The 21,335-nt window shown below is 65.9% G+C and carries 26 protein-coding genes, 3 tRNA genes and 1 pseudogene; 8 read left to right on the top strand and 22 right to left on the bottom strand.

Annotated features, from left to right (window positions below; translation table 11 throughout):
• Positions 1-241: 241 nt before the first annotated feature.
• From ITJ66_RS05845 to ITJ66_RS05870, 6 genes and pseudogenes are all read right to left on the bottom strand, one after another.
• Positions 242-649 (bottom strand): annotated as a pseudogene (locus ITJ66_RS05845) (arsenate reductase ArsC); the annotation flags it as partial.
• A complete protein-coding gene (locus tag ITJ66_RS05850; protein ID WP_194643948.1) occupies positions 646-1,245 on the bottom strand; it encodes a TetR-like C-terminal domain-containing protein in 600 nt (199 codons plus the stop codon). The gene ITJ66_RS05850 and the pseudogene ITJ66_RS05845, both read right to left, overlap by 4 nt.
• Before the next feature lie 42 nt (positions 1,246-1,287).
• Positions 1,288-1,746 (bottom strand): hypothetical protein, encoded by a 459-nt coding sequence (locus tag ITJ66_RS05855; protein WP_064294389.1) that lies wholly within the window; start codon positions 1,744-1,746, stop codon positions 1,288-1,290.
• A 625-nt stretch (positions 1,747-2,371) separates the two neighbouring features.
• The gene (locus ITJ66_RS05860; protein ID WP_228501510.1) at positions 2,372-3,115 is read right to left on the bottom strand and encodes an HNH endonuclease signature motif containing protein; all 744 of its coding nucleotides are present in this window, start codon (positions 3,113-3,115) and stop codon (positions 2,372-2,374) included.
• A gap of 379 nt (positions 3,116-3,494) precedes the next feature.
• Entirely contained in the window at positions 3,495-3,971 is a 477-nt protein-coding gene (locus ITJ66_RS05865) for a hypothetical protein (protein WP_194643952.1), read from the bottom strand.
• A 331-nt stretch (positions 3,972-4,302) separates the two neighbouring features.
• Positions 4,303-4,506: a hypothetical protein gene (locus tag ITJ66_RS05870; protein WP_194643954.1), complete on the bottom strand. Its 204-nt coding sequence runs from the start codon at positions 4,504-4,506 to the stop codon at positions 4,303-4,305.
• Between the two features lie 79 nt (positions 4,507-4,585).
• Between ITJ66_RS05870 and ITJ66_RS05875 the strand changes: the two genes are divergently transcribed.
• Positions 4,586-4,795 carry a hypothetical protein gene (locus ITJ66_RS05875; protein ID WP_194643956.1) on the top strand — a complete coding sequence of 70 codons (210 nt, stop codon included), beginning with the start codon at positions 4,586-4,588 and terminating at the stop codon, positions 4,793-4,795.
• Between the two features lie 54 nt (positions 4,796-4,849).
• Here the strand turns inward: ITJ66_RS05875 and ITJ66_RS05880 are convergent, their stop codons facing one another.
• The 12 genes from ITJ66_RS05880 to ITJ66_RS05930 all read right to left on the bottom strand — a co-directional run bounded on the left by ITJ66_RS05880 (position 4,850) and on the right by ITJ66_RS05930 (position 12,174).
• On the bottom strand, positions 4,850-5,161 hold the full coding sequence (locus tag ITJ66_RS05880) for a hypothetical protein (RefSeq protein WP_194643958.1): 312 nt from the start codon (positions 5,159-5,161) through the stop codon (positions 4,850-4,852).
• 35 nt (positions 5,162-5,196) lie between these two features.
• Positions 5,197-7,269, bottom strand: coding sequence for a tape measure protein (locus tag ITJ66_RS05885; protein ID WP_194643960.1), 2,073 nt, complete (start codon positions 7,267-7,269; stop codon positions 5,197-5,199).
• 453 nt (positions 7,270-7,722) lie between these two features.
• Complete coding sequence (locus tag ITJ66_RS05890; RefSeq protein ID WP_194643962.1) at positions 7,723-8,502, bottom strand: hypothetical protein; 780 nt, start codon at positions 8,500-8,502, stop codon at positions 7,723-7,725.
• A gap of 40 nt (positions 8,503-8,542) precedes the next feature.
• Positions 8,543-8,677, bottom strand: a complete 135-nt coding sequence (locus tag ITJ66_RS19985) for a hypothetical protein (protein WP_255528000.1) — start codon at positions 8,675-8,677, stop codon at positions 8,543-8,545.
• On the bottom strand, positions 8,674-8,904 hold the full coding sequence (locus tag ITJ66_RS05895) for a WhiB family transcriptional regulator (protein ID WP_194643964.1): 231 nt from the start codon (positions 8,902-8,904) through the stop codon (positions 8,674-8,676). Before ITJ66_RS05895 ends, ITJ66_RS19985 begins: the two co-directional genes overlap by 4 nt.
• Complete coding sequence (locus ITJ66_RS05900) at positions 8,901-10,079, bottom strand: AAA family ATPase (protein ID WP_194643965.1); 1,179 nt, start codon at positions 10,077-10,079, stop codon at positions 8,901-8,903. Before ITJ66_RS05900 ends, ITJ66_RS05895 begins: the two co-directional genes overlap by 4 nt.
• Before the next feature lie 43 nt (positions 10,080-10,122).
• Entirely contained in the window at positions 10,123-10,374 is a 252-nt protein-coding gene (locus tag ITJ66_RS05905; protein ID WP_228501512.1) for a hypothetical protein, read from the bottom strand.
• Positions 10,375-10,397: 23 nt separating this feature from the next.
• A complete protein-coding gene (locus ITJ66_RS05910) occupies positions 10,398-10,688 on the bottom strand; it encodes a hypothetical protein (RefSeq protein ID WP_194643969.1) in 291 nt (96 codons plus the stop codon).
• A complete protein-coding gene (locus tag ITJ66_RS05915; protein ID WP_194643971.1) occupies positions 10,685-11,284 on the bottom strand; it encodes a hypothetical protein in 600 nt (199 codons plus the stop codon). The genes ITJ66_RS05910 and ITJ66_RS05915 overlap by 4 nt, the downstream gene beginning before the upstream one ends.
• Positions 11,277-11,636: a hypothetical protein gene (locus ITJ66_RS05920; RefSeq protein ID WP_194643973.1), complete on the bottom strand. Its 360-nt coding sequence runs from the start codon at positions 11,634-11,636 to the stop codon at positions 11,277-11,279. Before ITJ66_RS05920 ends, ITJ66_RS05915 begins: the two co-directional genes overlap by 8 nt.
• Before the next feature lie 2 nt (positions 11,637-11,638).
• On the bottom strand, positions 11,639-11,962 hold the full coding sequence (locus ITJ66_RS05925) for a hypothetical protein (protein ID WP_194643975.1): 324 nt from the start codon (positions 11,960-11,962) through the stop codon (positions 11,639-11,641).
• Positions 11,959-12,174 carry an AlpA family transcriptional regulator gene (locus tag ITJ66_RS05930; RefSeq protein WP_194643977.1) on the bottom strand — a complete coding sequence of 72 codons (216 nt, stop codon included), beginning with the start codon at positions 12,172-12,174 and terminating at the stop codon, positions 11,959-11,961. The genes ITJ66_RS05925 and ITJ66_RS05930 overlap by 4 nt, the downstream gene beginning before the upstream one ends.
• A gap of 116 nt (positions 12,175-12,290) precedes the next feature.
• On the opposite strand from ITJ66_RS05930, the gene ITJ66_RS05935 reads away from it, so the two are divergent.
• Both ITJ66_RS05935 and ITJ66_RS20110 read left to right on the top strand, forming a co-directional pair.
• Positions 12,291-12,923, top strand: a complete 633-nt coding sequence (locus ITJ66_RS05935; protein WP_194643979.1) for a helix-turn-helix domain-containing protein — start codon at positions 12,291-12,293, stop codon at positions 12,921-12,923.
• A 1-nt stretch (position 12,924) separates the two neighbouring features.
• Positions 12,925-14,073: a site-specific integrase gene (locus ITJ66_RS20110; protein ID WP_194643981.1), complete on the top strand. Its 1,149-nt coding sequence runs from the start codon at positions 12,925-12,927 to the stop codon at positions 14,071-14,073.
• An 85-nt stretch (positions 14,074-14,158) separates the two neighbouring features.
• On the opposite strand, the gene ITJ66_RS05945 is transcribed toward ITJ66_RS20110, so the two are convergent.
• From ITJ66_RS05945 to ITJ66_RS05955, 3 genes are all read right to left on the bottom strand, one after another.
• A tRNA-Phe gene (locus ITJ66_RS05945) sits at positions 14,159-14,231 on the bottom strand.
• A 78-nt stretch (positions 14,232-14,309) separates the two neighbouring features.
• Positions 14,310-14,383: transfer RNA gene (locus ITJ66_RS05950), tRNA-Asp, on the bottom strand.
• Between the two features lie 117 nt (positions 14,384-14,500).
• A tRNA-Glu gene (locus tag ITJ66_RS05955) sits at positions 14,501-14,576 on the bottom strand.
• A gap of 291 nt (positions 14,577-14,867) precedes the next feature.
• On the opposite strand from ITJ66_RS05955, the gene ITJ66_RS05960 reads away from it, so the two are divergent.
• Positions 14,868-16,163 carry a M23 family metallopeptidase gene (locus ITJ66_RS05960; RefSeq protein WP_228501514.1) on the top strand — a complete coding sequence of 432 codons (1,296 nt, stop codon included), beginning with the start codon at positions 14,868-14,870 and terminating at the stop codon, positions 16,161-16,163.
• Between the two features lie 87 nt (positions 16,164-16,250).
• Here the strand turns inward: ITJ66_RS05960 and ITJ66_RS05965 are convergent, their stop codons facing one another.
• Positions 16,251-16,742, bottom strand: coding sequence for an inorganic diphosphatase (locus tag ITJ66_RS05965; protein WP_064294335.1), 492 nt, complete (start codon positions 16,740-16,742; stop codon positions 16,251-16,253).
• 129 nt (positions 16,743-16,871) lie between these two features.
• On the opposite strand from ITJ66_RS05965, the gene tilS reads away from it, so the two are divergent.
• The 4 genes from tilS to folE all read left to right on the top strand — a co-directional run bounded on the left by tilS (position 16,872) and on the right by folE (position 21,334).
• Positions 16,872-17,879, top strand: coding sequence for a tRNA lysidine(34) synthetase TilS (gene tilS / locus ITJ66_RS05970; RefSeq protein ID WP_370582577.1), 1,008 nt, complete (start codon positions 16,872-16,874; stop codon positions 17,877-17,879).
• A 62-nt stretch (positions 17,880-17,941) separates the two neighbouring features.
• Positions 17,942-18,493 (top strand): hypoxanthine phosphoribosyltransferase, encoded by a 552-nt coding sequence (hpt, locus tag ITJ66_RS05975; RefSeq protein ID WP_064294334.1) that lies wholly within the window; start codon positions 17,942-17,944, stop codon positions 18,491-18,493.
• A 154-nt stretch (positions 18,494-18,647) separates the two neighbouring features.
• Entirely contained in the window at positions 18,648-20,666 is a 2,019-nt protein-coding gene (gene ftsH, locus ITJ66_RS05980; RefSeq protein WP_194643984.1) for an ATP-dependent zinc metalloprotease FtsH, read from the top strand.
• Between the two features lie 5 nt (positions 20,667-20,671).
• A complete protein-coding gene (gene folE / locus ITJ66_RS05985; protein WP_194643986.1) occupies positions 20,672-21,334 on the top strand; it encodes a GTP cyclohydrolase I FolE in 663 nt (220 codons plus the stop codon).
• Position 21,335 lies beyond the last annotated feature (1 nt).

A 21,335-nucleotide genomic window follows, 5' to 3' on the forward strand; every position in this document is an offset into this window, starting at 1 on the left:
ATGGGGTTGCGTGCCGACGCCGGGCGCTGGCCGACCACCATCGCTCTCAGGAGGCGAAGGCGAGTGAACGGGCTGTGAGTTCTTCGGTCAGGACGTTGACGGCCTTCGGGCCGACGCCGTGGATGCGGAGCAGGGCGGCGGGGGAGACCCGCGTGAGCTGCTCGAAGCGGGTGAATCCGTGCGCGCCGAGGGCTTCGTGGGCGACCGAGCCGATGGTGGCCGGGAACTCGGACGCCTCGGCGGGCACGAGTTCGACGAAGAGCGCGGCGATCCGCTCCTCGATGTCGTCGCGGATGCGGCGGACGGCCTCGATGCCTTGCCCGGCCGGGTCCTCGAGTTGCCAGTCCTCGTAGCGCTTGCCGGGGAAGATCGGGCAGGCGTCGCCGCAGCCCATCGTGATGACCGCGTCGGACGCCCGGACGGCGTCGGTCGTGAGGATGCGGGGCACGGCTGCGGTGATGTCGATGCCGTGTTCGGCCATCGCCTCCACCGCCACGGTGTTGATCCGGTCCTTCGGTTCGCTCCCGGCCGACAGCACCTCGACCCGGTCGCCGGCGAGGGCACCGAGGAAGCCGGCTGCGATCTGGGAGCGGCCGGCGTTGTGCACGCAGACGAAGAGGACGGTGGGGGTGGTGGGCGTGATGGTCATGGCGTCTCCTGGAGGTGGCGTGAGCCGAGCGCGGCCGCATGGTCGAGCAGGTCCACGAGGGCAGCGTAGCTGGTGGCGGGGTCGGCGCCGCGGCTGAAGCCGCCGACGAGCTCGAGGGATACGAAGCCGTGGAGGGCTGCCCGCACGATGCGTCCGGCGTCCGTCATCGCCACACTGTCGAGACCGCGCCCCGCGAGTGCTCGTTCGACGAGCATCACGAGCTCGCGGTCGGCCGGCTCGCCGGTGTCGGTGCGGACGTCCTCGATCGAGAACGCGAGGGCGTACCGACCGGGATAGGCGAGGGCGAAGCGGCGGTACCCGTCGGCCAGCGCGGTGAGTGCGGGGGGCCCGCTCAGGCCGTTCGTCGCGATGTCGAGTCCGCTGGCCAGTTGGGCGAGGGCGAGCTGGGCGACGGCGGCGCGGAGGTCCTCGGTGCTGCGGACGTGCTTGAGGAGGGCCGGTGCCGAGGTGTCGAGCTCGCGGGCCAAAGCGGCGAGCGTGAGGGCGTCGGCGCCGTAGGTGTCGGCGAACTCGGCGGCTCCGACGATCACCCGTTGGCGGGAGAACTTCGTCCGGGAAACGGGTGCATCGGTCATCGGATCGAGCCTAACGGCACGCGGCACTGATGCCGTGCGGGTTCAGACCGTCGGTGGTGTGGCTTCGTGGTGGGGCGCGCCGTGCGTGCGGCGGTCCTCCTTCATGGCGGCTTCCGCGAGGTGGCGTCGGCCGCCCGCCAGTTCGTTCCGGACCTCCGCCTCGAGCGTGCGGAACGGCTCCCAGTAGTTGCCGTCGTAGTCCTCGACGATCTGGAACGTCCAGCGTCCGTCGATGACGTTGCGTCCGACCAGCTCGGTGTCGATCCGGTCGGCGAGGGCGTCGTGTCCTGCTTCGCGGAGGGCGTCCGCGGCTTCGCCGAGCGCGAGGTCCGCTTTGCCGGTCAGGCGATGGAAGCCGTAGAGCATGCCGCGCGCCTGCTCGACGACTTCGAGCGCCTCGGTCACCTTGCCGACCGCTTCCACGGTGGCGTCGTCGACCCCTGCGGGGACTCGGTGGGCGTCGTCGGGGCCGTCGGTGGTGCGGTCGTCTGCGGAACTCATGCCACCAGTCTGTCCCGATCGGCCCCGGATGTCTCGGGCTTGCGGACGGAGGTGCACGATGTGAGCCGGCGGACGTCCTGCCGCGCACCGAGCGAGCGCACCCCGACTGCCCGTCGACAGGCTCAGGGACCGGAGCGTTCCGGGGACACTCCTCCCGGTCACCGAGCTTGTTCTCCCCGGTCACTGAGCTTGTCGAAGTGCCCACGAGGATGCCTCGTCGTTCCGGGCGCACCTCTTCCGCTCACTGAGCTTGTCGAAGTGCCCACGAGGATGCCTCGTCGTTCCGGGCGCACCTCTTCCGCTCACTGAGCTTGTCGAAGTGCCCACGAGGACTCTTCATCGTTCCGGGTACACCTCTCCCGGTCACTGAGCTTGTCGAAGTGCCCACGAGGATGCCTCATCGTTCCGGGCACACCTCTTCCGCTCACTGAGCTTGTCGAAGTGCCCACGAGGAACCCTTCGACAGGCTCACGGCCGAAGCTACGCGGGCACACCCATCCCGGTCACTGAGCTTGTCGAAGTGCCCACGAGGATGCCTCATCGTTCCGGGCACACCTTTCCCGCTCACTGAGCTTGTCGAAGTGCCCACGGGGACCCCTTCGACAGGCTCAGGGACCGGCGGAGGTCAGAACGGTGCGGGGTCCGGTTCCGTCCGATGGTGTTTCCCGTCGGGTGTCGTCCACTCGAGGACCCCGCCGGGCTGGTGGTCGAGGTTCCAGCCGGGGAGGTGCTTCATCCGGTGGTGATGTCGGCAGAGACAGGCAAGGTTCCCGACATCCGTGGTCCCGCCGTCCTCCCACGCGACCGAATGATCGAGGTCGCAGGCTCTGGCTCGTCGCCCGCAGCCCGGTGCCCGACAAGTGCCGTCCCGTAGGCGGACTGCACGTTGGAGGTCGGCCGGAACGCGGTACTGGTTCCGCCCGACGGAGAGGACCGCGCCGGTTTCCGGTTGGACGATGATCCGGGTGAAGCCGGGTGCGTTCACCGCGATACGGGCTGCGGTCTGGGGGTCGATGGGTCCGTACCCGTCGAGCATGCCGGGCACGTCGGAGACGCCGGCCATGCTCAGTGCCGGCACCGTGTTCGTCGCGCGCTGGACCGTCCGCTCGGGCGTTCGGGTCGCCATTGCAAGGGCCGCGCAGGTGGATCGGCGGGAGAGCGCCAGGCGCTCGGCCGGCGGGAACACGGCCGGAACGACCGAGTCCGCGAGCGCGTCCGCATAGGCCGCAGAACGGGCGAGTAGCCGGGCCTCCTCGGCATCCAGAGCAGCACGCCGACGCTGGATGTCCGCGTAGCGATCCGAGAACTCCGCGAGGCGCGCGGCGTGCTCATCGCTCGCGCGGATCGCGGTGGTGATGGTCTCGGTCATGGAACAAGTCCACCATGGACCACTGACATTCCAGATGACGACTTGTCCCGGTTGTGGAAGTCTCCTCGGGTGCCCTTCGACAGGCTCAGGGAGCGGAGGAGGCATACCGGTTTTGTGGGGTTCTCCCGTGTGCCCTTCGACAAGCTCAGGGACCGGGGAAGGTTGCGCGGAGACCGGAGTGAGTGCGGGTGCACCTCTTCCGGTCACTGAGCTTGTCGAAGTGCCTACGAGTACCCTTCGACAGGCTCAGGGACCGGAAGGGTGTCGCTGGTCTTGGATGCTTCTCCGAGTGCCCTTCGACAGGCTCAGGGAGCGGAGGAGGTTCAGGGATCGGGCGGGCGAGACTCGTCTGCCCGCGCGGTCGCTCGGATCGGGCGGGCTAGTAGTTCAGGCAGCGATCCGGATCCTCGGTCTCCGGAGGATCACCCTGGTAGAGGGTGAAGAAGTTCTCGGCCGGGCCGGACAAGGATCCGCGGGCGTGGACGCACAGGCGCGCGAGACCGTCGTCGCTCCGTACGTCGGAGGTGATCCGGGACGTCTCGCATGCGCCGTCGCCGGGATGCAGGACGAGGTCTCGGTGGGTCCCCTCGTTGTCCACCATCCAGGTCCCGGAGAAGTCGATCGGGTCGTCCGCGCGGGGGTCGTCGCCACGACTGCATTGGACATCCGAGGGCCAGGCGGTGGCCTCGAAGGTTCCGTCGTCGGCCAGCTCGAGCCGGGTGTCCCCACTGCGCCAGGTGCCGACGGCCTCACCACGTGGCAGTCCGTACCGCGTGTCCGAGCAGGCGACGAGCGACGTGCCGAGCATGACTGCGAGTACGGAGGCGGTCACCCAGCGCGACGGTTTCGATTCCACAGTGCGAGTCTGTCCGCCGTGGGCCAGGAGTGGCAACTCAGAAGGTGGCGTGGGTGTTCACGGGCATCCGGGCAAAAAAAGAACCCCCACCATGTAGAAGCTAGGTGGGGGTTCCGTGGCTCCGACGGGCGTCGATCCCGTGACCTCACGAGTAACCGTCGGCACCTATCAGGGGTTTCTGCGGGATCTCGTCGTCTTCATCCGCAGCGAGATTCTGCGATTTAGACATCCAGATTCTCGCACCAGCTTGCAACGTATGTGCGGGGTAAGTGCGGGGTGAAGTGACTGGAATCGATGCTCTGTGCGGCATGTGCGGATGGCGATCGAAGAGCTAAGCCACCGAATCACTCTCCATGGTGTCCAGTCGATCAGCAATCTTCATGAGAGCCTCCGCGAATGCCTGGTTGTTGGCGTTGATAGTGACAAATCGGATGTCCAGACCAGTCTCACGAGGCAGACCGTGCGGGGTGCTAGCTGCAGCGATTTGAGCTTGCGCTTGGTTGAATATCTCTTCTATTTCAGATCGAAGGGTCATGCCGTGGAGCGTACTAGGTTGCGGTTCCCGAAGAGCATCAGATGGCGACAGGCGGCGGATCCGTCGCCATACTTGGCGCATGACGCAGAGCAGACTCGAGCTAATTCATGCCGGCATCCAGAAAAGCCAAACCGCCACAGCGACTGCCGTTCGACTCAAGGGTCACAGCGACCCAGCCATCCGGGAACTTGCGCAAGCACTGCATCACCTCGCCTTCGGGGTGCAGGAGATCGCTCTAGCGCTCTCTGACGAGAACCGCGGCGACGACTTGCCGATCCAGGAGCGGTAGAACGACGAAAAGCCCCGCCAGAGGTCACCGAAGTGGTCCCTGGCGGGGCTTGTCCTACTCGTCGTTCAGCAGCTCCTCAAGCGTGACCATCGTCTGCAACTCGTCGAAGCTCTTGTACCCGCGCTGCTGCGCGAGCGAGTTGAGCGTCGTCGACAGCATGCCGATCGCCGACTGTGCCCAGAGGTTCATGGCCGCGGCTTTCTCCTCGGTTGTGTCGTAGCGGTCCATCGCTTCGTTGACGCTCTTGCCGACGACGCTGGCGTCGAAGGTGCCGGTTTCCGTTGCTTGTCGGGCGATCTGTGTCACGGCTACTCGTGACTCACGCATGACCTCCGACCAGAACTCGGGGTCCAGGTGTCGTGACATGTTCTCTCTCCTTGATCGTCGTTTCATCTTTGGTCCTATCCCATCGCTTCTTCGAGCAGACGGCCGGCCTGCCGGAACAGGATTTGTGGATCCTCCTGGCGCTGCTCGAATGTGTTGTTCTGCGTGATCCCGCCGCTTCCGCCGCCTCGGATCTGCTCGAGGTTCTGGGGGCTGAGGGGCACCACGGCTTCGTCGTAGCGGCCTTCACCGAGGATCGCTGCCATGCCGCCAGGACGGGCGGCGATGATGCCCCCCTTCGCGAGCTTCGGAAGCTCACTGACCGTCAGGTCGATGGTTCCGCCGGAAGCGTCCTTGATGCCCTGTGCGACGTTGTTGATTCCTGCGATCACACCGTTGATGAGGTCGATGACGCCGTTGATGACGCCCTTGACGATGCCGACCATGCCGTTCCAGATGCCAGCGAAGATCTGGACGATCCCGTCCCATGCCTGCTCCCAGTTGCCAGTGAAGACACCAGTGATGAACGTGATCAGACCGCCGAGGGTGTCGGAGATCATCTGGATGACCGGGACCAGGATTCCTGAGATCGCGCTGACCACGGAGGTGATCATCGGGATCAGGAAGCCGAGGGCGATCTGCAGCCCCATGACTCCCGCGTTGATCAGGAACGACAGCAGCTGGATCAGCGGTGGAAGGATGACCCCGATCAGATCCAGCAGCGGGGTGAGGAGCGCCAGAATCGGTGTCAGCAGGGGCGTGATTGCCCCGACCAACTGCATGAACACTGGGGCGAGTGCCGCGACCAAGGTGGAGAGCAGCGGGAAGATCATCTCCACGATCGGCATCAGGGCCGAGATGAGGGTGGAGAAGATCGGGACCAGCATGCCGATCAGCGGGCCGATCAAGTTGAACGCCGGCAGAAGCGCGGTGATGAGTTGCGCGATGAGCGGCTCCACCGCGGCCAGGATCGTCCCGAAGACCGTGGCGAGCTGCTCGAACACCGGCACGATCTGCGGCAGGACCGCTGCCAGGACGCCGACAAACACCTCAGCGAGCTGAATGACCAGCGGCACAAGTGTCTTGATCACGGTCATCAGCACGCCACCGAGCACCGCCCCGATGTCGCTGAACGCCCCACCGATGACCTTCAGTGACGGCTCGAGAGCCTTCAGTGCCACTCCCAACGGGGATAGAGCCGTCATCAGGTCGATGAACGGTGTCAGGTCGAACCCTGCATTGAACCGGTCAGTGATCCACTGCAGCGCCGGCCCGAGGAACCCGGTGATCTTCTCACCCACCTTCACGGCGAGATCCTCGATCGGCTTCAGCGCCCCGGTTGCTGCTGTGATCAGCGGGGCAATCATCGGGTACACGCCGGCGAGGAGGCCTTCGCCCACCCGACCGAGCGCGGCGAAGAAGTTCATCGTGGCGCCGGGGATGGTCTTGCCCATTTCCTCGGCGACTGTGCCCGATGCGGACGTCATGGCCGCTTCGAACTCAGCGAAACCGATCTTCCCGGCCGAAGCCATGTTGAAGACTTCCTCAGTCGTCACACCAAGGTTGTCCGCGAGCGCCTGGTAGATCGGGATACCCCGGTCGGCGACCTGCTGCAGGACGTCGTTCTGAGCCTTACCCAGCGACGCAACCTTCGCGTAGATGGAACCCATGTCGCCGATACCCACACCAGCAGCCGAAGCACTGTTCGCCACGGACTTCAGGACACCCTGCAGCTGCTCACCAGGCTTGATGTTCGCCGCCACCAGAGACGCAGCAGCAGTCGCAGCGTCACCGAGACCAAACGCGGTACCCTTCACCGCGGACGACGCATTCGACATGATCTGAGAGATGTTCTCCGTGGTCTGTCCCAGACCCGTGAGCTTCTTCTCAGCGGTGTCGATGGCTTCGAGGCGACCGAAACCCTTCGCCAGAGCGACGCCGAGACCAGCGGCAGCAGCGACTCCAACGGCCACAGCTCCGCTCTTGACGATCTTCCCCAGACCCGCGGCGAACGAGTTCCCGGACCGCTGCCCTGCAGCGTCCACGGCACCCTGGACATCCGACGCGCCAAGCGAACGACCGATGTCCCGGCTGACGCCCGGCATCCTCGTGTACAGCGCGATATACGCATCTGCGATTTCAGTAGCCATCAGAGACACCCCTGACGGTCTGGCCGCTCGCGCAGCCAATGAATGTAGCCATGTTGCTTCCTCTCAGCGAGTGCACTTAAACGCGAGAGGCCACCCGAAGGTGGCCTCTGCATAGTGCGATCAGTAGTGCCCGTTGGTGACGGCTCTGAGATTCTTTGAAGCTAGTAAAGGGGTCCAGAAATGGCGGTATAGGCAAAATCCCCAGACCCGTAGGAAGCCTGCATTACAGCAGCTCACCGCGCTCTTGCAGCCCGGGGGGAGGGGGTGGTGGCGGGTCCTCTGACCGTGTTCGTGGGGTCACGGAGATGGTCGAGGTGGGACGCCGGCCGAGTCCTTGTGTTGGAACTCGGCCGGCGCTGTCATCGCGCAGGAGGCCATCATGGCGTGCTGCTCCTTGGTTCTCCGCGCTCGTGTGATCGGGAGTGACTTTGACGCGATGTCTTGTGTCGGTCTCTACCGTGTTGTGGTGAGTCCGAGGTCTGCTCGTGCTGTGTGGTCGTCGTGGTTGGCGTCACGTGCTGCACGTTCGGTGAGCCTGTCGTTGAGTGGCTCGAAGGGGGTGGGGTCGGGTAGGTGGAGGTGGGGTACCCCGGCGGTGATACCGGCGGCTTGCCGTGAGGGGCGGGCGGTACCTGCTGCGGCTTCCCGGTAGGCGTCGGGGTCGTTGACCATGTAGCCGACTGTGTAGCCGCCCTGGTCGGGGAGGATCCCTTGTGTCTTCCATACCCCGATGAGATCGGCGATCTGCTTCCAGGTGGTGAGGTCGCGTTCGAGTTGCAGGTAGGTGTCGGCGTATCCGAGGCGTGCGGCGTCGTCGAGGTTGAACACGCTGGTGGTGATGGTGGCTGTGCTGGCGACGATGCGTGAGGCGATGGTGTCGAAGGTGGGGGTGATGGCGGCGAGGATGTCGCTGCGTCGGAACCGCCTGATTGCCTCGCCCTTGGCCGTGTCGGCTGCGCGCTCGAGGAGTTCCCCCACTCGCTGCCGGTGCTCCTCATCCTGGTTGTACGCGACCTGGGCGACGTCGGCGAGGACGGTGTCGGGGTTGTCGAGTTCAGCGGTGAGGCCGATGCGTCGGGCGAAGCTGGCGAGGTCGGGTTCGGTGCTGGTGTGCTGCTGGCGGATCGCTTCGAGGGTGTCGATGCGTTCGTTGGCGGCGAGGACGGCAGGGAATGCTTCGGCGACGTTCACTCCGAGCTCTTCGAGGGTGACGAGCCACTCGACGAGGTCCATGTGCTTTTCCTCAAACTGGTGATACATGGTGTTGTTCCTTTCAGTGGCCGGTGGCCTGGTTGACGATGTCGGTGATGTCTTGGCTGGTTGAGTTCCCGCGGGTGACCGCTGCGACGATCTCTTCGACGGTGTACTCGACGGGTTCGGTTTCGGTGTCCGGGTTGTTGTCGGTCATTGGGTCTCCTTTGTGTTCCAGCGGCGTCCTGCCCAGACGCCTCCTTTGGGTCGTTCCGCGGCCGCGTAGGTGCGGCAGAGGTTGAGCACCGGGCAGCGTTCGCAGATGTACGCGAGGCTGTCGGCGGGTTGGTCGTCGAGGATGAATCGTCCGTCGTCTTGGCATTCGGGATCGTTACGGGTCATCGCGTCTTGCAGCGCGATGTAGGCGTTAGTGGCGATCGTCATGCGCTCTGACCCCCTGGATGCAGGGGCGTGACGTTGCTCGGAGCGCTGGAAGGTGGCACGAAGGTGGCGAAGGTGGCCGTATTCGAATACGCGCCATCTTCGCCACCTTCGGTGCCACCTTCGGACGAAAGCTGCCAAACCCACCCAGCGCCGAATCCGGATTTGACGCTCAGGATCTTCGGGTTGCGGCTGCGACGACGGGCGTCTTTGATGTCCTGATCGGTGAACCCTGCAGCTCGACCGGCTTTGAGTACGTCGCCGGCTTTCGCTTCGTGCGGGGTGCTGTTGACGAGGAAGTCGAGTACGAACTCCTGGGCTGCGTTCCGGTCCTCTCGAGCGTCGTCGCCGGCTTCACGGTTGATGATGTCGCCCACCGACACGTCTGTCTCACCGAGGTCCACAACGCGACCAACGTGTACAACCTCGCCGTCGTCGGTTGTGACCTCGGTGTCGACCATGTCGAACGCCCACGATTGCCCCACGTGCGGGGAGTAGTTGGACTTGTCGAGCGTGATGATGCGATTGCCGGTCTCATCATCACGAGCAACGAGAAGCACCGACCGGACTGCATCGCGGAGAGCGTGTGAGCCGCTGATCTTCTCAGACGCTGATCCTCGACCCTTCCCGAAGTGGAGGACTAGCACGATCGCGATTTCGAGATCCTGCGCGAGTGCGGAGAGAACGTCGAGCGAGCGTCTGGCGTCATCCCGCTTGTTCAAGTCTCCCGACATAAGCGACGACGCCGGGTCGAGGACGACGAGCTGTGCACCGCTCTCGATGATCGCGACCCTGATCGGCTCGATGTCCATCGGCAGGCTGGGGATGCTCTCTCGGGTCTCCTCGTCGATCGTGGAGTCGATGGTGAGGAAGTACACCTGGTCGAGGTCAGCGCCGGCAGCTTTCAGCCGGGGTACCTGAACCCGTCCGGGGTCGTCCTCGATGTTCACCCAGATCGAAGCAACCTTCGTGCCGGCGAAGTCTCCCTCAAGCTGCCCCATGCTCGCGCGGGCGGTGACGTCGACTAGGTAGGAGGACTTTCCCTCTCCTGCGATGCCTGCCACGACGGTGCAGGTTCCGAGTGGGATCTGTTTCGGCTTGAGCTCCTTCTGTCGTTGGATTCGGACTGTCGCGGCTGGGGTCAGCCGTGCGATCCGATGTTCTGCGGTGTCGGCCATGTGGCCTGCCTTTCAAAATCTCGCGTCGTGTTGAGGACGGACGTCACTGCTTGGGCGGGTCTGCGAAGAATCGGCGCTCCTCGTCGCGGAAGTGTTGCGTGAGGCGCCGTTGCTGGATCTCGGCGATCTTCTCGGGGCTGTTGAAGGCCAGCAGGTACAGCCGGTCAACTTCGGCCTGCAGTCGGGCGATCTCGTCGTCACGCTCGTGGAAGCCCTTGACCCACCCGGCGAGGTAGACGTCGTATCTCGGGTTCGGTTCGGGATACCGGAAAGGGGCCGGCAGACGTGTGTCCACCGGCCCCTCTTCGTTGACCATGCCTACCCCTCAGGCCATTCGCTGTCGTCGAGGTACTCCGCGCGCTGTCGGTCGACCGCAGCGTTCAGCAGCTCCGCCGGTGGCAGAAGCGCACCCACATCGAGGGCGAGTGCTTGCGACACCCTCCACAGCTCCGAAACGAACAACGCTCGCTCACCCGTCAGGCAACGTCTGAACGTGGTCGGTGCGATACCAGCCCGACGTGCGGTTCCTTGCTTCGAGGCCCCCTGTCCCAAGAGGACAGAGGCGACGTGCTCGCCGATGACCCTGTTGACGTGCTGCTGGCGCATCATGCCCGTGCCGCCTTCAACTCGTGCTGAGCGAGCTCCTGGCCGGCCTCGTCGATACAGAACGCGAGACTGATCGCGTCGTCAGCGGTCAGCAGCTCCCCAACCGGGCGGACGAACACATGGGCAGCGTCGAAGCTGTTGTCGCCGATGGCGGCGGGCTTCTGCCCGTGAAGTTCTCCGCTGTCCTCGTCCACGACGACGTAGCCCATCTGCTCGATGAACGCGAGGAACTGCCCTCCGCCAGCGGTTCGGGGTGCACCCTCCCACTCGATCACGATGTCGGGGTACTGGGACTTGAGCACCTTCGTCTCCGTAGCCCACGCCGGCGGCGCGATCGGGAAAGCGGGGAGCTCACTGACGTCGTCGAAGTAGAACCGGCCCAGATCCTCCGGCGAGAAGTCTTCCGGGATCTCAGTGATGTTGCGCCCGTACTTCTTGTTGCTGGCTTCGATGAGCGCCGCGGTACGGAGGTCGTTCTCCTCGAACGGCCGGCTGTCCCGCGCGTGGATCTCTCGGACCTGCGCCGCCCAGTCGAGGACCGCCTGCTCCTGCTCGGCAGTGCGGACGATGGCGACCTGTGGGATGATGACGTTAGACATTTGGTTTCTCCATTGGGTTGGGTGAATCGGTGTGAGGCTCCCGGCCAGTCGCTCCAACGACTGGGGTTCCGGGGGCTTTCTTCTTGAGCCGGACGCGGTAGTTGTTCCCGCTCCGGGTCTTCTTCGTCTCGCTGTTCCTCAAGAGGAACGCAAAGAACGCTTGTGCGACGTCTGGGGCGAGCAAAAGGGTGACGGGCGTTCCGTCGCCTCCGTCCGGTCCGAAGAGACGCCAGTCGGCGTGTGGTGACCAGTCGATGCCGGCGAGGATGTTACGGATCGCAGCATCACCAGTCGGGTCGCGGTGAGCGGGAGTCGGCAGGCCTGAAAGGTCGATGCCCTGTGGATCCGTCAAGATCAGGTGACCTCCCAGACCGTCGCCGTATTGCCGGTCCGGGTTCTGCCGCGTCGGCCGGCGTCGGTGATCTTCGCTTCGACGAAAAGCTCGTGCGCGCGGGATCTCACAGATTGCGGCGTCACCTTCGGGATGCTCTCGTCGAGCCACGCCGAAGCCTCGTACCGGTCGACGAGTTCCTCGTGAGTCATCCCGCCGTGGCGACGGAGCAGAGTCAGGATCGTCGCTTTGACGGCTTCGGTCTTCGACTTCGTCTGACGGCCGGCTGCTTCCCAGGACTCCTCACGGCTGTGAGCCCGGACCTTGCCCTCGAGCTCAACAGTCATGCGACCGCAGCTTCCTGAGATTCGACCCAGGCATCGACGGTGTCCTGACGCCAGCGCACACGCCCGCCGATCTTCACTGCGGCCGGCAGCGGCTCGCTGAGGCTTCTCTTGCGGTAGATGGTGGCGACACTGACGTGCAACTGTTCTGCCAGTTCCTTCACGTCCAGTAGACGGCGACTGGAGCCAGTGACGCTTGGGTTGATGACGGTCATCTCGAACCTTTCTCAAATTGACGATTCTTTTGGCTGGGGCTGTCGTTTTGCGAATGCCTTGCTCAGAAGCTAGCGGATACTCGCAATGAATGTCAACTACCGTGTAGATTGTCGATATGACAACTGCACGAAGCGCCAACAAGAGCGCCATCGGCCAACGGATCGCCAGCTACCGGAAGCTCCGAGGGTTCAAGACGGCGGAGGCTCTCGCTGAATTCATCCCTGACAACGCAGTCTCGAGGTCGACCATCGTCAACATCGAGGCTGGACGAAAGTCGGACCCGAGTATTCGAGATGTCCTCGCGATCGCTTACGGGCTACGAGTCTCGCCACTGTCCCTGATCTTCGACGTGGAGAACCTGTTCGAACCCGCCGGTACGGACCTGCTGGTTGGCGCTTGGGCACACGAACCGGCGATTGTCACGCTCTTCGAGTTCATCTTCGAGAACCCGCCGGAGCTCGACGAATCGACCATGTTCGACCCGATCTACCGAGTGAACATGGCCCGCGACCTGGTGAAGTACCAGCTCAGAGCGACGGCGCTTGAACGGCAAATCGCGGAGATTCACCGCGAGGCGGCCGACGGTGCCGCTGAACGGCAAATCGAGTCCTGGACTCGCCAGCTGGAAGCGACAAAGGAGCTCATTGCGGTCTTGCTGCGCACTGCGCCGCTTGCCAACGTCAAGGTGCCTGCAGGTGCGGTGGAGGAGGTCGCCAGTCTCGTCGATTCCATCCAGCGAGGCGACTGAGGTGGCCCGCCCCCGGAACCCTGTCGGTTCCTACGGCGTCGTCCACGTGAAGGAGGTCGAGCCCGGAAAGTGGCGTGCTCGGACTCGGTATAGATTCCGTGACGGCAAGCTCAAGCAGGTCGAGCGGTTCGCAGCAGGCAAGACCTCTGCCAAAGCGGAGCTCGCGTTGAAGGTCGCGCTCCAAACCATCGAGGAGGGGAGTGGAGGAGCGCTCAACCCGGCGATGAAGCTGTCGGAGCTCGCTGACCGGTTCCTGCTCGACAGGGCTGTCGTTGGACGTTCTGCGGGCACCCTAGAGACGTACGAGTACGCAGTACGCGTCAACATCAAACCGTCTATCGGTGGACTGACCATCCGGGAGTCAACCCCGGAGTTCCTGCAGGCGTTCCTCACAGGCGTGCACAAGTCGCGAGGGCCGGGAGCGGCCAAGAACTGCAGGTCGGTGCTCAGCGGGATGTTCGGCTACGCAGTGCGGAACGGTGCATCTGATCGGAACCCGGTCCGTGAACTCGAACGGATCCAGCAGAAGGCCGTCAAGGGATCGTCTGCCATCCCGCTCGAGGAGCTGCCGGCGCTCCGCGCAGCGATTGCGGCCGATCCGGTGCTTGTCGAGCGTGACACCGTCGACCTGCTCGAGTTCATGATTGGCACGGGCTGGCGGATCAGCGAAGCATGCGGACTCGTCGAGTCCGACGTCGACTACGTGACGGGCACGGTCACCATGACCGCGATCGCGGTTCGTGTTCGTGGGGAGGGGATGGTGCGCCAAGAGTACGGGAAGACTGACAGCTCGCGACGCACGAATTCCGTCCCCGCCTCTGTGCTTTCCATGCTGAAGCGGCGCCGCGGCAACGTCGCCCCGAACGACCTCGGCCTCGTGTTCCCGTCACTGCTCGGCAATCTTCGGGATCCGTCCAACACGGAACGAGAGTGGCGAGAGCGACGTGTGGAACTCGGGTACCCGGGCGTCACCTCACACAGCTTCCGCAAGACCGTCGCGACGGTCCTGGATGGTGCAGGCCTCAGCGCGCGCGACATCGCGGACTACCTCGGGCACAAGAACCCGTCGATGACGCAGGACGTCTACATGGCTCGCAACTCGGGGAGCAAGAAAGCTGCTCAATCACTCGAATCACTGCTCAACGGCTAGCGCCAAATGTGCGGGGTAAGTGCGGGGTGGAACGACTGTGAGAAAAAAAGAACCCCCACCATGTAGAAGCTAGGTGGGGGTTCCGTGGCTCCGACGGGCGTCGATCCCGTGACCTCACGATTTTCAGTCGTGCGCTCTACCAACTGAGCTACAGAGCCGAGTACATCAGCTGCACGAACGGCGACGATGTCTCAAAAGCAGAAGCCCTCCCTTGCGAGAGGGCTTCCGACCTTTTGCGACCCTGACGGGACTTGAACCCGCGACCTCCGCCGTGACAGGGCGGCACGCTAACCAACTGCGCTACAGGGCCATACATGTTGAATTGCTGGTGATACGAACTGCGGTGATGCTGGTGTTCCTCAGTGCTTCTCGCAGTCGCGCAGACTCACTATACCTGAATCTGTTCGGCTGTTTTTCCAGTAGTCGGTGGTGACCCCAACGGGATTCGAACCCGTGCTGCCGCCGTGAAAGGGCGGTGTCCTAGGCCGCTAAACGATAGGGCCGCGAAGCCCTGAAGCTTCATGACTACCGAGCGACAAGCATACGGATGAAACCGCCGAATCCAAAATCGGGTTCGCGGAGCAGCGATCGGCGCTCCATGCCGGATGTGACGACAGGCGCCGAATGACCACTGCACGGCCCCCGGCCGGGGTTAGCCTCTGGCGTGGACCACTCCCGGATGCCGCGGCCGACGGGAGTGTCCGCAGCCGGTCCCGACCCCCGTCGGGCTAGCGTGGACAGTGGTACCGATGTGACCGATGTGACTGCAGCGAACCGAGATGGGCCCCTACTTCATGAGCAAGAAGCTTGCCGGCGCTTGGCGCCGAAGCCGGACGACCAACGCCGGATCGGCGTCCTCCGTGCGATGGCGAGGACGCCTCACCGCCGCCATCGTCATGTCGCTCGCGATCGTCGGCTCCTTCGGTGTCGCCGGTCCGGCCTCAGCAGCCGACTACCCCTCGTGGGACGACGTCCAGGCCGCGAAGGGCAATGAGGCCGCCAAGGCCGCCGAGGTCACGAACATCAAGAACTTCATCGTCCAGTTGCAGGACGAGCTGCAGGTCGCCCAGGACGAGGCCGAGAAGCGCGGTACGGAGTTCCAGGCCGCTGAAGAGGCCTTCTTCGAGGCCGACGCCCGGGCCACCGCGATCCAGTCGCAGGCCGATGCCAAGACGGCCGAGGCCGACACCGCGACGAAGCAGGCCGGCCGGGTCGCCTCGCAGCTCTACCGCTCCGGCGGCGCCGACCTCAGCCTGAGCCTCTTCCTCGACGGCGAGAGCAAGGGCGCGACCGACCTCCTGTCCAAGCTCGGCAACATGAACCAGGTCGCCGAGCACAGCAACGGTGTCTACGAGCAGGCGGTCGCTGCACGCAACACCGCGGCTGCGCTCGGTGAACAGGCCGGTGTCGCCCGCGACGAGCGCGAGTCGCTCCGGCAGGCGGCGCAGGCGGCCATGGAGGCCGCACAGGCGGCGGCGTCCGCGGCGGCGGCGAAGCTCGAGAAGAACCAGGAGCTGATCGTCACGCTCAACGCGCAGCTGACCGCGTTGCAGGACACGACGGCGAAGACGGTTCAGGACTACGAAGCCGGAGTCGCTGCGGCAAAGGCGAAGGCCGCGGCCGAAGCCGCCGCACGGGGGCAGAGCGCCGACGGCGGTCAGCTCAGCAGCCAGGGCTGGGCGATCCCGGCCTCCGGCAGCATCTCGGGCACCTACGGCTACCGCGATCCGATCTCCACGGGCGGCGGCAGCTCAGGGAGCTTCCACCGCGGCACCGACATCGCGGGCGGCTGCGGGATCCCGATCTACGCGGCGACCTCCGGCACCGTGACCTACGCCGGTTGGTACGGCACCTACGGCAACTTCATCCTCATCGACCACGGTTCCGGCGTCTCGACCGGCTACGCGCACATCGTGAACGGCGGCATCCAGGTCGGCGTCGGCTACCAGGTCTCCGCCGGACAGGTCATCGCCTACGTCGGCACGACCGGCGCCTCCACCGGCTGCCACCTGCACTTCGAGGTCCGCATCAACGGCAGCGCGATCGACGCGCAGCCGTTCATGGCCGACCGCGGGGCGCCGCTCGGCTGATCGAGCGCATCGACCCGCACGACGAAGCGGCCGGCACCCGAGGGTGCCGGCCGCTTCGTCATGCGGTGTGCGGAGGTCCGCAGGGGGTCAGTGCCCCTCCGCCTTGAGCTTGTCGAAGCCCGCGAGGATGATCTTCTCGGCCGCAGCGGCGTCGCCCCAGCCGTCGATCCGCGCCCACTTGCCGGGCTCGGTGTCCTTGTAGTGGACGAAGAAGTGCTCGATCTCGTCGCGCGTCGCCTGCGGGATGTCGTTCAGGTCCTGGATGTGCGACCAGCGCGGGTCCTTGTACTGCACGGCGATGACCTTGTCGTCGCCGCCGCCGTCGTCCGTCATGTGCAGCACACCGACGGGGCGGACCTTGATGCCGACGCCCGGGAAGGTCGGGAAGTCGAGCAGGACCAGGACGTCGACCGGGTCGCCGTCCTCGCCGAGGGTGTTCTCGAAGAAGCCGTAGTCGGCGGGGTAGACGAAGCTCGTGAACAGGACGCGGTCCAGGAAGACCCGACCGGTCTCGTGGTCGATCTCGTACTTGTTGCGGCTGCCCCGCGGGATCTCGATGACGGCGTCGTACTCGGCCATAAGCCTGCTCCTTGCGCGGTTGGATGACGTGGAGTCGGCGCGGTCGCCGACGAGGACCAACCATAACCGATGCGTCCCGGAGCGAACGGTGTGGGGAGGCGCTCGGCGCGGTGCAATAGCGTGGTCCGCGTGAACGACGTCCGACCCCCGCTCCACCCGTCCGTCGCCGCCCTCCGGAAGGCGGTGCGCCACGCGATCGCGGGCACGGCGTCCACGCCGTCGCGTGACGCCGCCGGTGCCGACCTGCTCGTCGCACTGAGCGGCGGTGCGGACTCGCTCGCGCTCGCCGCCGCGACCGCGTTCGAAGCCGGAAAGGTCGGCCTGCGGGCCGGCGCCGTGATCGTCGACCACGGACTGCAACCGGGCTCGGCCGACGTCGCGGCGCGTGCCGCAGACCAGGCGCGTGCCCTCGGGCTCGACCCCGTCCTCGTCCGGGCCGTCGAGGTGGGCTCCGAGGGTGGACCGGAGGCCGCGGCACGGGCGGCCCGGTACACCGCACTCGACGCCGCGCGAGTCGAGGTCGGTGCGTCCCTGGTGCTGCTCGCGCACACCCTCGACGACCAGGCGGAGACCGTGCTTCTCGGCCTCGCTCGCGGGTCCGGAACCGGCAGCCTCCAGGGGATGGCGCCCGTCTCCGGTGCGCTCCTCCGACCGTTGCTCGGGATCCGGCGCTCCCAGACCCGGGAGGCGTGCGCTGCCGAAGGGCTCGAACCGTGGCACGACCCGCACAACACCGACGACGCCTACGCGCGGGTCCGGGTCCGGGAGCGGGTCCTGCCGGTGCTCGAGGCGGAGCTCGGGCCGGGGATCGCCGAGGCCCTCGCCCGCACCGCCGACGCCGCCCGGGAGGACGCGGACGCGTTCGAGGAGATGATCGAGGAGACCATCGAGGAGCTCGTCGAGCACGCCGAGGCCGGTATCTCCGTCAGTGCCGGGGCACTCGCCGCCAATCCGGCGGCGCTCCGCCAGCGGATCATCCGCTACATCGTGCAGAGCGAGTTCGGCGTCTCGCTCACGAGGTCGCAGACGATCGAGGTCGCGCGGCTCGTCACCGATTGGGCGGGCCAGGGACCGATCGACCTGCCCGGCCTGACGGCGTCCCGGCACGCGGGACGCATCGTCTTCACGGCCCGCTGATCCCAGGGCTTCCCGAGCAGGAGGCGCACGGGCGTCCGGGTCATCTCGCATACACTCGACGCATGGAGCAGAGCGACATTTCCGACGACCTCACGACCATCCTCGTCACCGAGCAGGAGATCCGCGACAAGCTCGCCGAACTCGCCCGGCAGATCGAGACCGACTACGCCGGGAAGGACGTCCTGCTCGTCGGCGTGCTGAAGGGTGCGGTCATGGTCATGGCCGACCTCGCGCGCGAACTCCGCATCCCGCTCTCGATGGACTGGATGGCGGTCAGCTCGTACGGCGCCGGCACGAAGTCGAGTGGTGTCGTCCAGATCCGCAAGGACCTCGACGCCGACCTCACGGGCCGTCACGTCCTGATCGTCGAGGACATCATCGACTCCGGCCTCACCCTCTCCTGGCTGCTCGAGAACTTCGCCTCGCGCGGAGCCGCGTCCATCGAGGTCTGCGCGCTCCTCCGCAAGCCCGAGGCCGCCAAGGTGCACGTCGAGTGCAAGTACGTCGGTTTCGACATCCCGAACGACTTCGTCGTCGGCTACGGTCTCGACTTCGACGAGAAGTACCGCAACCTCCGCGACGTCGGCGTCCTCGCCCCGCACGTCTACGCCTGAACCACTCCACCGACCTCACACCGCACCCCCGTTAAGCCCACGGCAAACACAGGGGAGGCATCCAGCGGCGAGGGGGTAGCCTGATTTGCGACGCGGCTCCGCCCGTCGACCCCTCCTGCAGAAAGGGAACGGGCCAGCCCCGGCCTCTCAACTTATGAACGTCAAGCGTCTCTTCAAGGGTCCCATCCCGTACCTCATCATCGCCGCCCTGGTCTTCTGGATCGGCATCAGCCTGATGAGCATGAACGGCTTCCGTGAGGTCTCCACGCAAGAGGGTCTCGCCTTCCTCGAGAAGGGTCAGGTCAAGGAGGCCGTCATCACGGACGGCGACCAGCGCGTCGACCTCACGCTGACGAAGGCAGACGACGAGTTCGGCAAGCAGGTGCAGTTCTACTACGTCGGCGCCCGCGCGGCCGACGTGGTCGAGGCCGTCGACGCCGCAGACCCGTCCGGTGGCTACAACGACAAGGTGCCCCAGCCGAGCTGGCTCCTGTCGATGCTCGGACTCCTCCTCCCGCTGCTCCTCATCGGTGTCTTCTTCTGGCTGATGCTCTCCGGCATGCAGGGCGGCGGCAACAAGGTCATGCAGTTCGGCAAGTCGAAGGCGAAGCTCGTCTCGAAGGAGTCGCCGAAGGTGACCTTCGACGACGTCGCCGGCGCCGACGAGGCGATCGAGGAGCTCGAGGAGATCAAGGACTTCCTCAAGGAGCCCGCGAAGTTCCAGGCCGTCGGTGCGCGCATCCCGAAGGGCGTCCTGCTGTACGGCCCTCCCGGAACGGGCAAGACGCTCCTCGCCCGCGCCGTCGCCGGTGAAGCCGGCGTGCCGTTCTACTCGATCTCCGGTTCCGACTTCGTCGAGATGTTCGTCGGTGTCGGCGCGAGCCGCGTCCGCGACCTCTTCCAGCAGGCCAAGGAGAACTCGCCCGCGATCATCTTCGTCGACGAGATCGACGCCGTCGGTCGTCACCGCGGCGCCGGCATGGGCGGCGGTCACGACGAGCGCGAGCAGACCCTCAACCAGCTGCTCGTCGAGATGGACGGCTTCGACGTCAAGACGAACGTCATCCTGATCGCCGCGACCAACCGCCCCGACATCCTCGACCCCGCGCTGCTGCGCCCGGGCCGCTTCGACCGCCAGATCGGCGTCGACGCCCCCGACCTCGCCGGCCGCAAGAAGATCCTCGAGGTGCACGGCAAGGGCAAGCCGCTCGCCGCGAGCGTCGACCTCGAGGTCGTCGCCCGCAAGTCGCCCGGCTTCACCGGTGCCGACCTCGCCAACGTCCTCAACGAGGCCGCGCTGCTCACGGCGCGCTCCAACGCGCAGCTGATCGACAACCGCGCACTCGACGAGGCCATCGACCGCGTCATCGCCGGCCCGCAGCGCCGCACGCGCGTCATGCGCGAGCAGGAGAAGCTCATCACCGCCTACCACGAGGGCGGGCACGCGCTCGCTGCAGCGGCGATGAACAACACCGACCCCGTCACGAAGGTCACGATCCTTCCGCGCGGCCGCGCCCTCGGCTACACGATGGTCCTGCCCCTCGAAGACAAGTACTCCGTCACGCGCAACGAGCTGCTCGACCAGCTCGCCTACGCGATGGGCGGCCGCGTCGCCGAGGAGCTCGTGTTCCACGACCCGACCACGGGTGCGTCGAACGACATCGAGAAGGCCACGGGGATCGCCCGCAAGATGGTCACCGAGTACGGCATGACCACCGACGTCGGTGCCGTCAAGCTCGGGCAGTCCTCGGGCGAGATGTTCCTCGGCCGCGACATGGGCCACCAGCGCGACTACTCCGAGGAGATCGCGCAGCGGGTCGACGCCCAGGTCCGCGAGCTCATCGAGGCCGCGCACGACGAAGCCTGGCAGGTCATCACGACCAACCGGGCCGTGCTCGACCGCCTCGCCGCCGAGCTGATGGAGAAGGAGACCCTCGACCACGTCCAGCTGGCCGAGATCTTCAAGGACGTCAAGAAGCTCCCGCCGCGCCCCGTCTGGCTGTCCAGCAAGAAGCGGCCCGTCGGGTCGGGTTCGGCCGTCGGTTCCTCGTCCTTCACCGCCCCCATCGACTCCGGTGCGGCCGACGGCGGCGTGAGCTCGGAGCCCGAGCCCGAGGCTCCCGTGAAGCCCAAGCGCACCCGCGCGACGAAGCCTCGACCGGCGACCGCCTAGCCCGCATGACCCACGGCGAGCACACCGCGGACGACGCGGTCGCAGCCGCGCAGGCCGAGCCCGATCAGGGCTCGGCCTCGCGGTCGTCCGTGGACCGCGAGCGGATCGCCGCAGCGGTCCTCGAGATCCTCGAGGCGATCGGCGAGGACCCCTCCCGCGACGGCCTCACCGACACCCCGACGCGTGTCGCCGACGCGTACGCGGAGTTCTTCGGTGGCGTCGGTCAGGACGCCGGTGTGCACCTGGCCCGCCCCATCCCGATCGAGGAGGGCGCGACCAGCGACGTCGTGCTCGTCCGCGACATCGCCTTCCGTTCCGTCTGCGAGCATCATCTGCTCCCGTTCCTCGGCATGGCGCACATCGCCTACCTGCCCGACGAACTCGTCATCGGACTCGGTGCCCTGCCGAAGCTCGTCGACACACTCGCGTCGCGCCCGCAGGTCCAGGAGCGCCTGAGCGAGCAGATCGCCGACACCCTCGTCGAACGGCTCGCGCCTCGCGGTGTCCTCGTCGTGCTCCAGGCCGCACACGGCTGCGTCTCGATGCGCGGTTCACGCCAGCTGACGAGCACCACCGTCACCATCGCCAGCCGTGGAGCCCTGGCCGATCCGGCCGCGCGGGCCGAGCTGATGGTCCTGATCGGCGCGTCCGCCGACCAGGCGGGGTGAT

Origin of the sequence: Plantibacter sp. VKM Ac-2885, from assembly GCF_015351205.1 — a bacterium.
Classification (GTDB): domain Bacteria; phylum Actinomycetota; class Actinomycetes; order Actinomycetales; family Microbacteriaceae; genus Plantibacter; species Plantibacter auratus.

Coding starts and splice junctions, on each gene's coding strand:
- ITJ66_RS05850 (WP_194643948.1), bottom strand. CDS start 1,245: ATGACCGATGCACCCGTTTCCCGGACGAAGTTCTCCCGCCAACGGGTG.
- ITJ66_RS05855 (WP_064294389.1), bottom strand. CDS start 1,746: ATGAGTTCCGCAGACGACCGCACCACCGACGGCCCCGACGACGCCCAC.
- ITJ66_RS05860 (WP_228501510.1), bottom strand. CDS start 3,115: ATGACCGAGACCATCACCACCGCGATCCGCGCGAGCGATGAGCACGCC.
- ITJ66_RS05870 (WP_194643954.1), bottom strand. CDS start 4,506: ATGACCCTTCGATCTGAAATAGAAGAGATATTCAACCAAGCGCAAGCT.
- ITJ66_RS05875 (WP_194643956.1), top strand. CDS start 4,586: ATGACGCAGAGCAGACTCGAGCTAATTCATGCCGGCATCCAGAAAAGC.
- ITJ66_RS05880 (WP_194643958.1), bottom strand. CDS start 5,161: ATGTCACGACACCTGGACCCCGAGTTCTGGTCGGAGGTCATGCGTGAG.
- ITJ66_RS05885 (WP_194643960.1), bottom strand. CDS start 7,269: ATGGCTACTGAAATCGCAGATGCGTATATCGCGCTGTACACGAGGATG.
- ITJ66_RS05890 (WP_194643962.1), bottom strand. CDS start 8,502: ATGGACCTCGTCGAGTGGCTCGTCACCCTCGAAGAGCTCGGAGTGAAC.
- ITJ66_RS19985 (WP_255528000.1), bottom strand. CDS start 8,677: ATGACCGACAACAACCCGGACACCGAAACCGAACCCGTCGAGTACACC.
- ITJ66_RS05895 (WP_194643964.1), bottom strand. CDS start 8,904: ATGACGATCGCCACTAACGCCTACATCGCGCTGCAAGACGCGATGACC.
- ITJ66_RS05900 (WP_194643965.1), bottom strand. CDS start 10,079: ATGGCCGACACCGCAGAACATCGGATCGCACGGCTGACCCCAGCCGCG.
- ITJ66_RS05910 (WP_194643969.1), bottom strand. CDS start 10,688: ATGATGCGCCAGCAGCACGTCAACAGGGTCATCGGCGAGCACGTCGCC.
- ITJ66_RS05915 (WP_194643971.1), bottom strand. CDS start 11,284: ATGTCTAACGTCATCATCCCACAGGTCGCCATCGTCCGCACTGCCGAG.
- ITJ66_RS05925 (WP_194643975.1), bottom strand. CDS start 11,962: ATGACTGTTGAGCTCGAGGGCAAGGTCCGGGCTCACAGCCGTGAGGAG.
- ITJ66_RS05930 (WP_194643977.1), bottom strand. CDS start 12,174: ATGACCGTCATCAACCCAAGCGTCACTGGCTCCAGTCGCCGTCTACTG.
- ITJ66_RS05935 (WP_194643979.1), top strand. CDS start 12,291: ATGACAACTGCACGAAGCGCCAACAAGAGCGCCATCGGCCAACGGATC.
- ITJ66_RS05960 (WP_228501514.1), top strand. CDS start 14,868: ATGAGCAAGAAGCTTGCCGGCGCTTGGCGCCGAAGCCGGACGACCAAC.
- ITJ66_RS05965 (WP_064294335.1), bottom strand. CDS start 16,742: ATGGCCGAGTACGACGCCGTCATCGAGATCCCGCGGGGCAGCCGCAAC.
- hpt (WP_064294334.1), top strand. CDS start 17,942: ATGGAGCAGAGCGACATTTCCGACGACCTCACGACCATCCTCGTCACC.
- ftsH (WP_194643984.1), top strand. CDS start 18,648: ATGAACGTCAAGCGTCTCTTCAAGGGTCCCATCCCGTACCTCATCATC.
- folE (WP_194643986.1), top strand. CDS start 20,672: ATGACCCACGGCGAGCACACCGCGGACGACGCGGTCGCAGCCGCGCAG.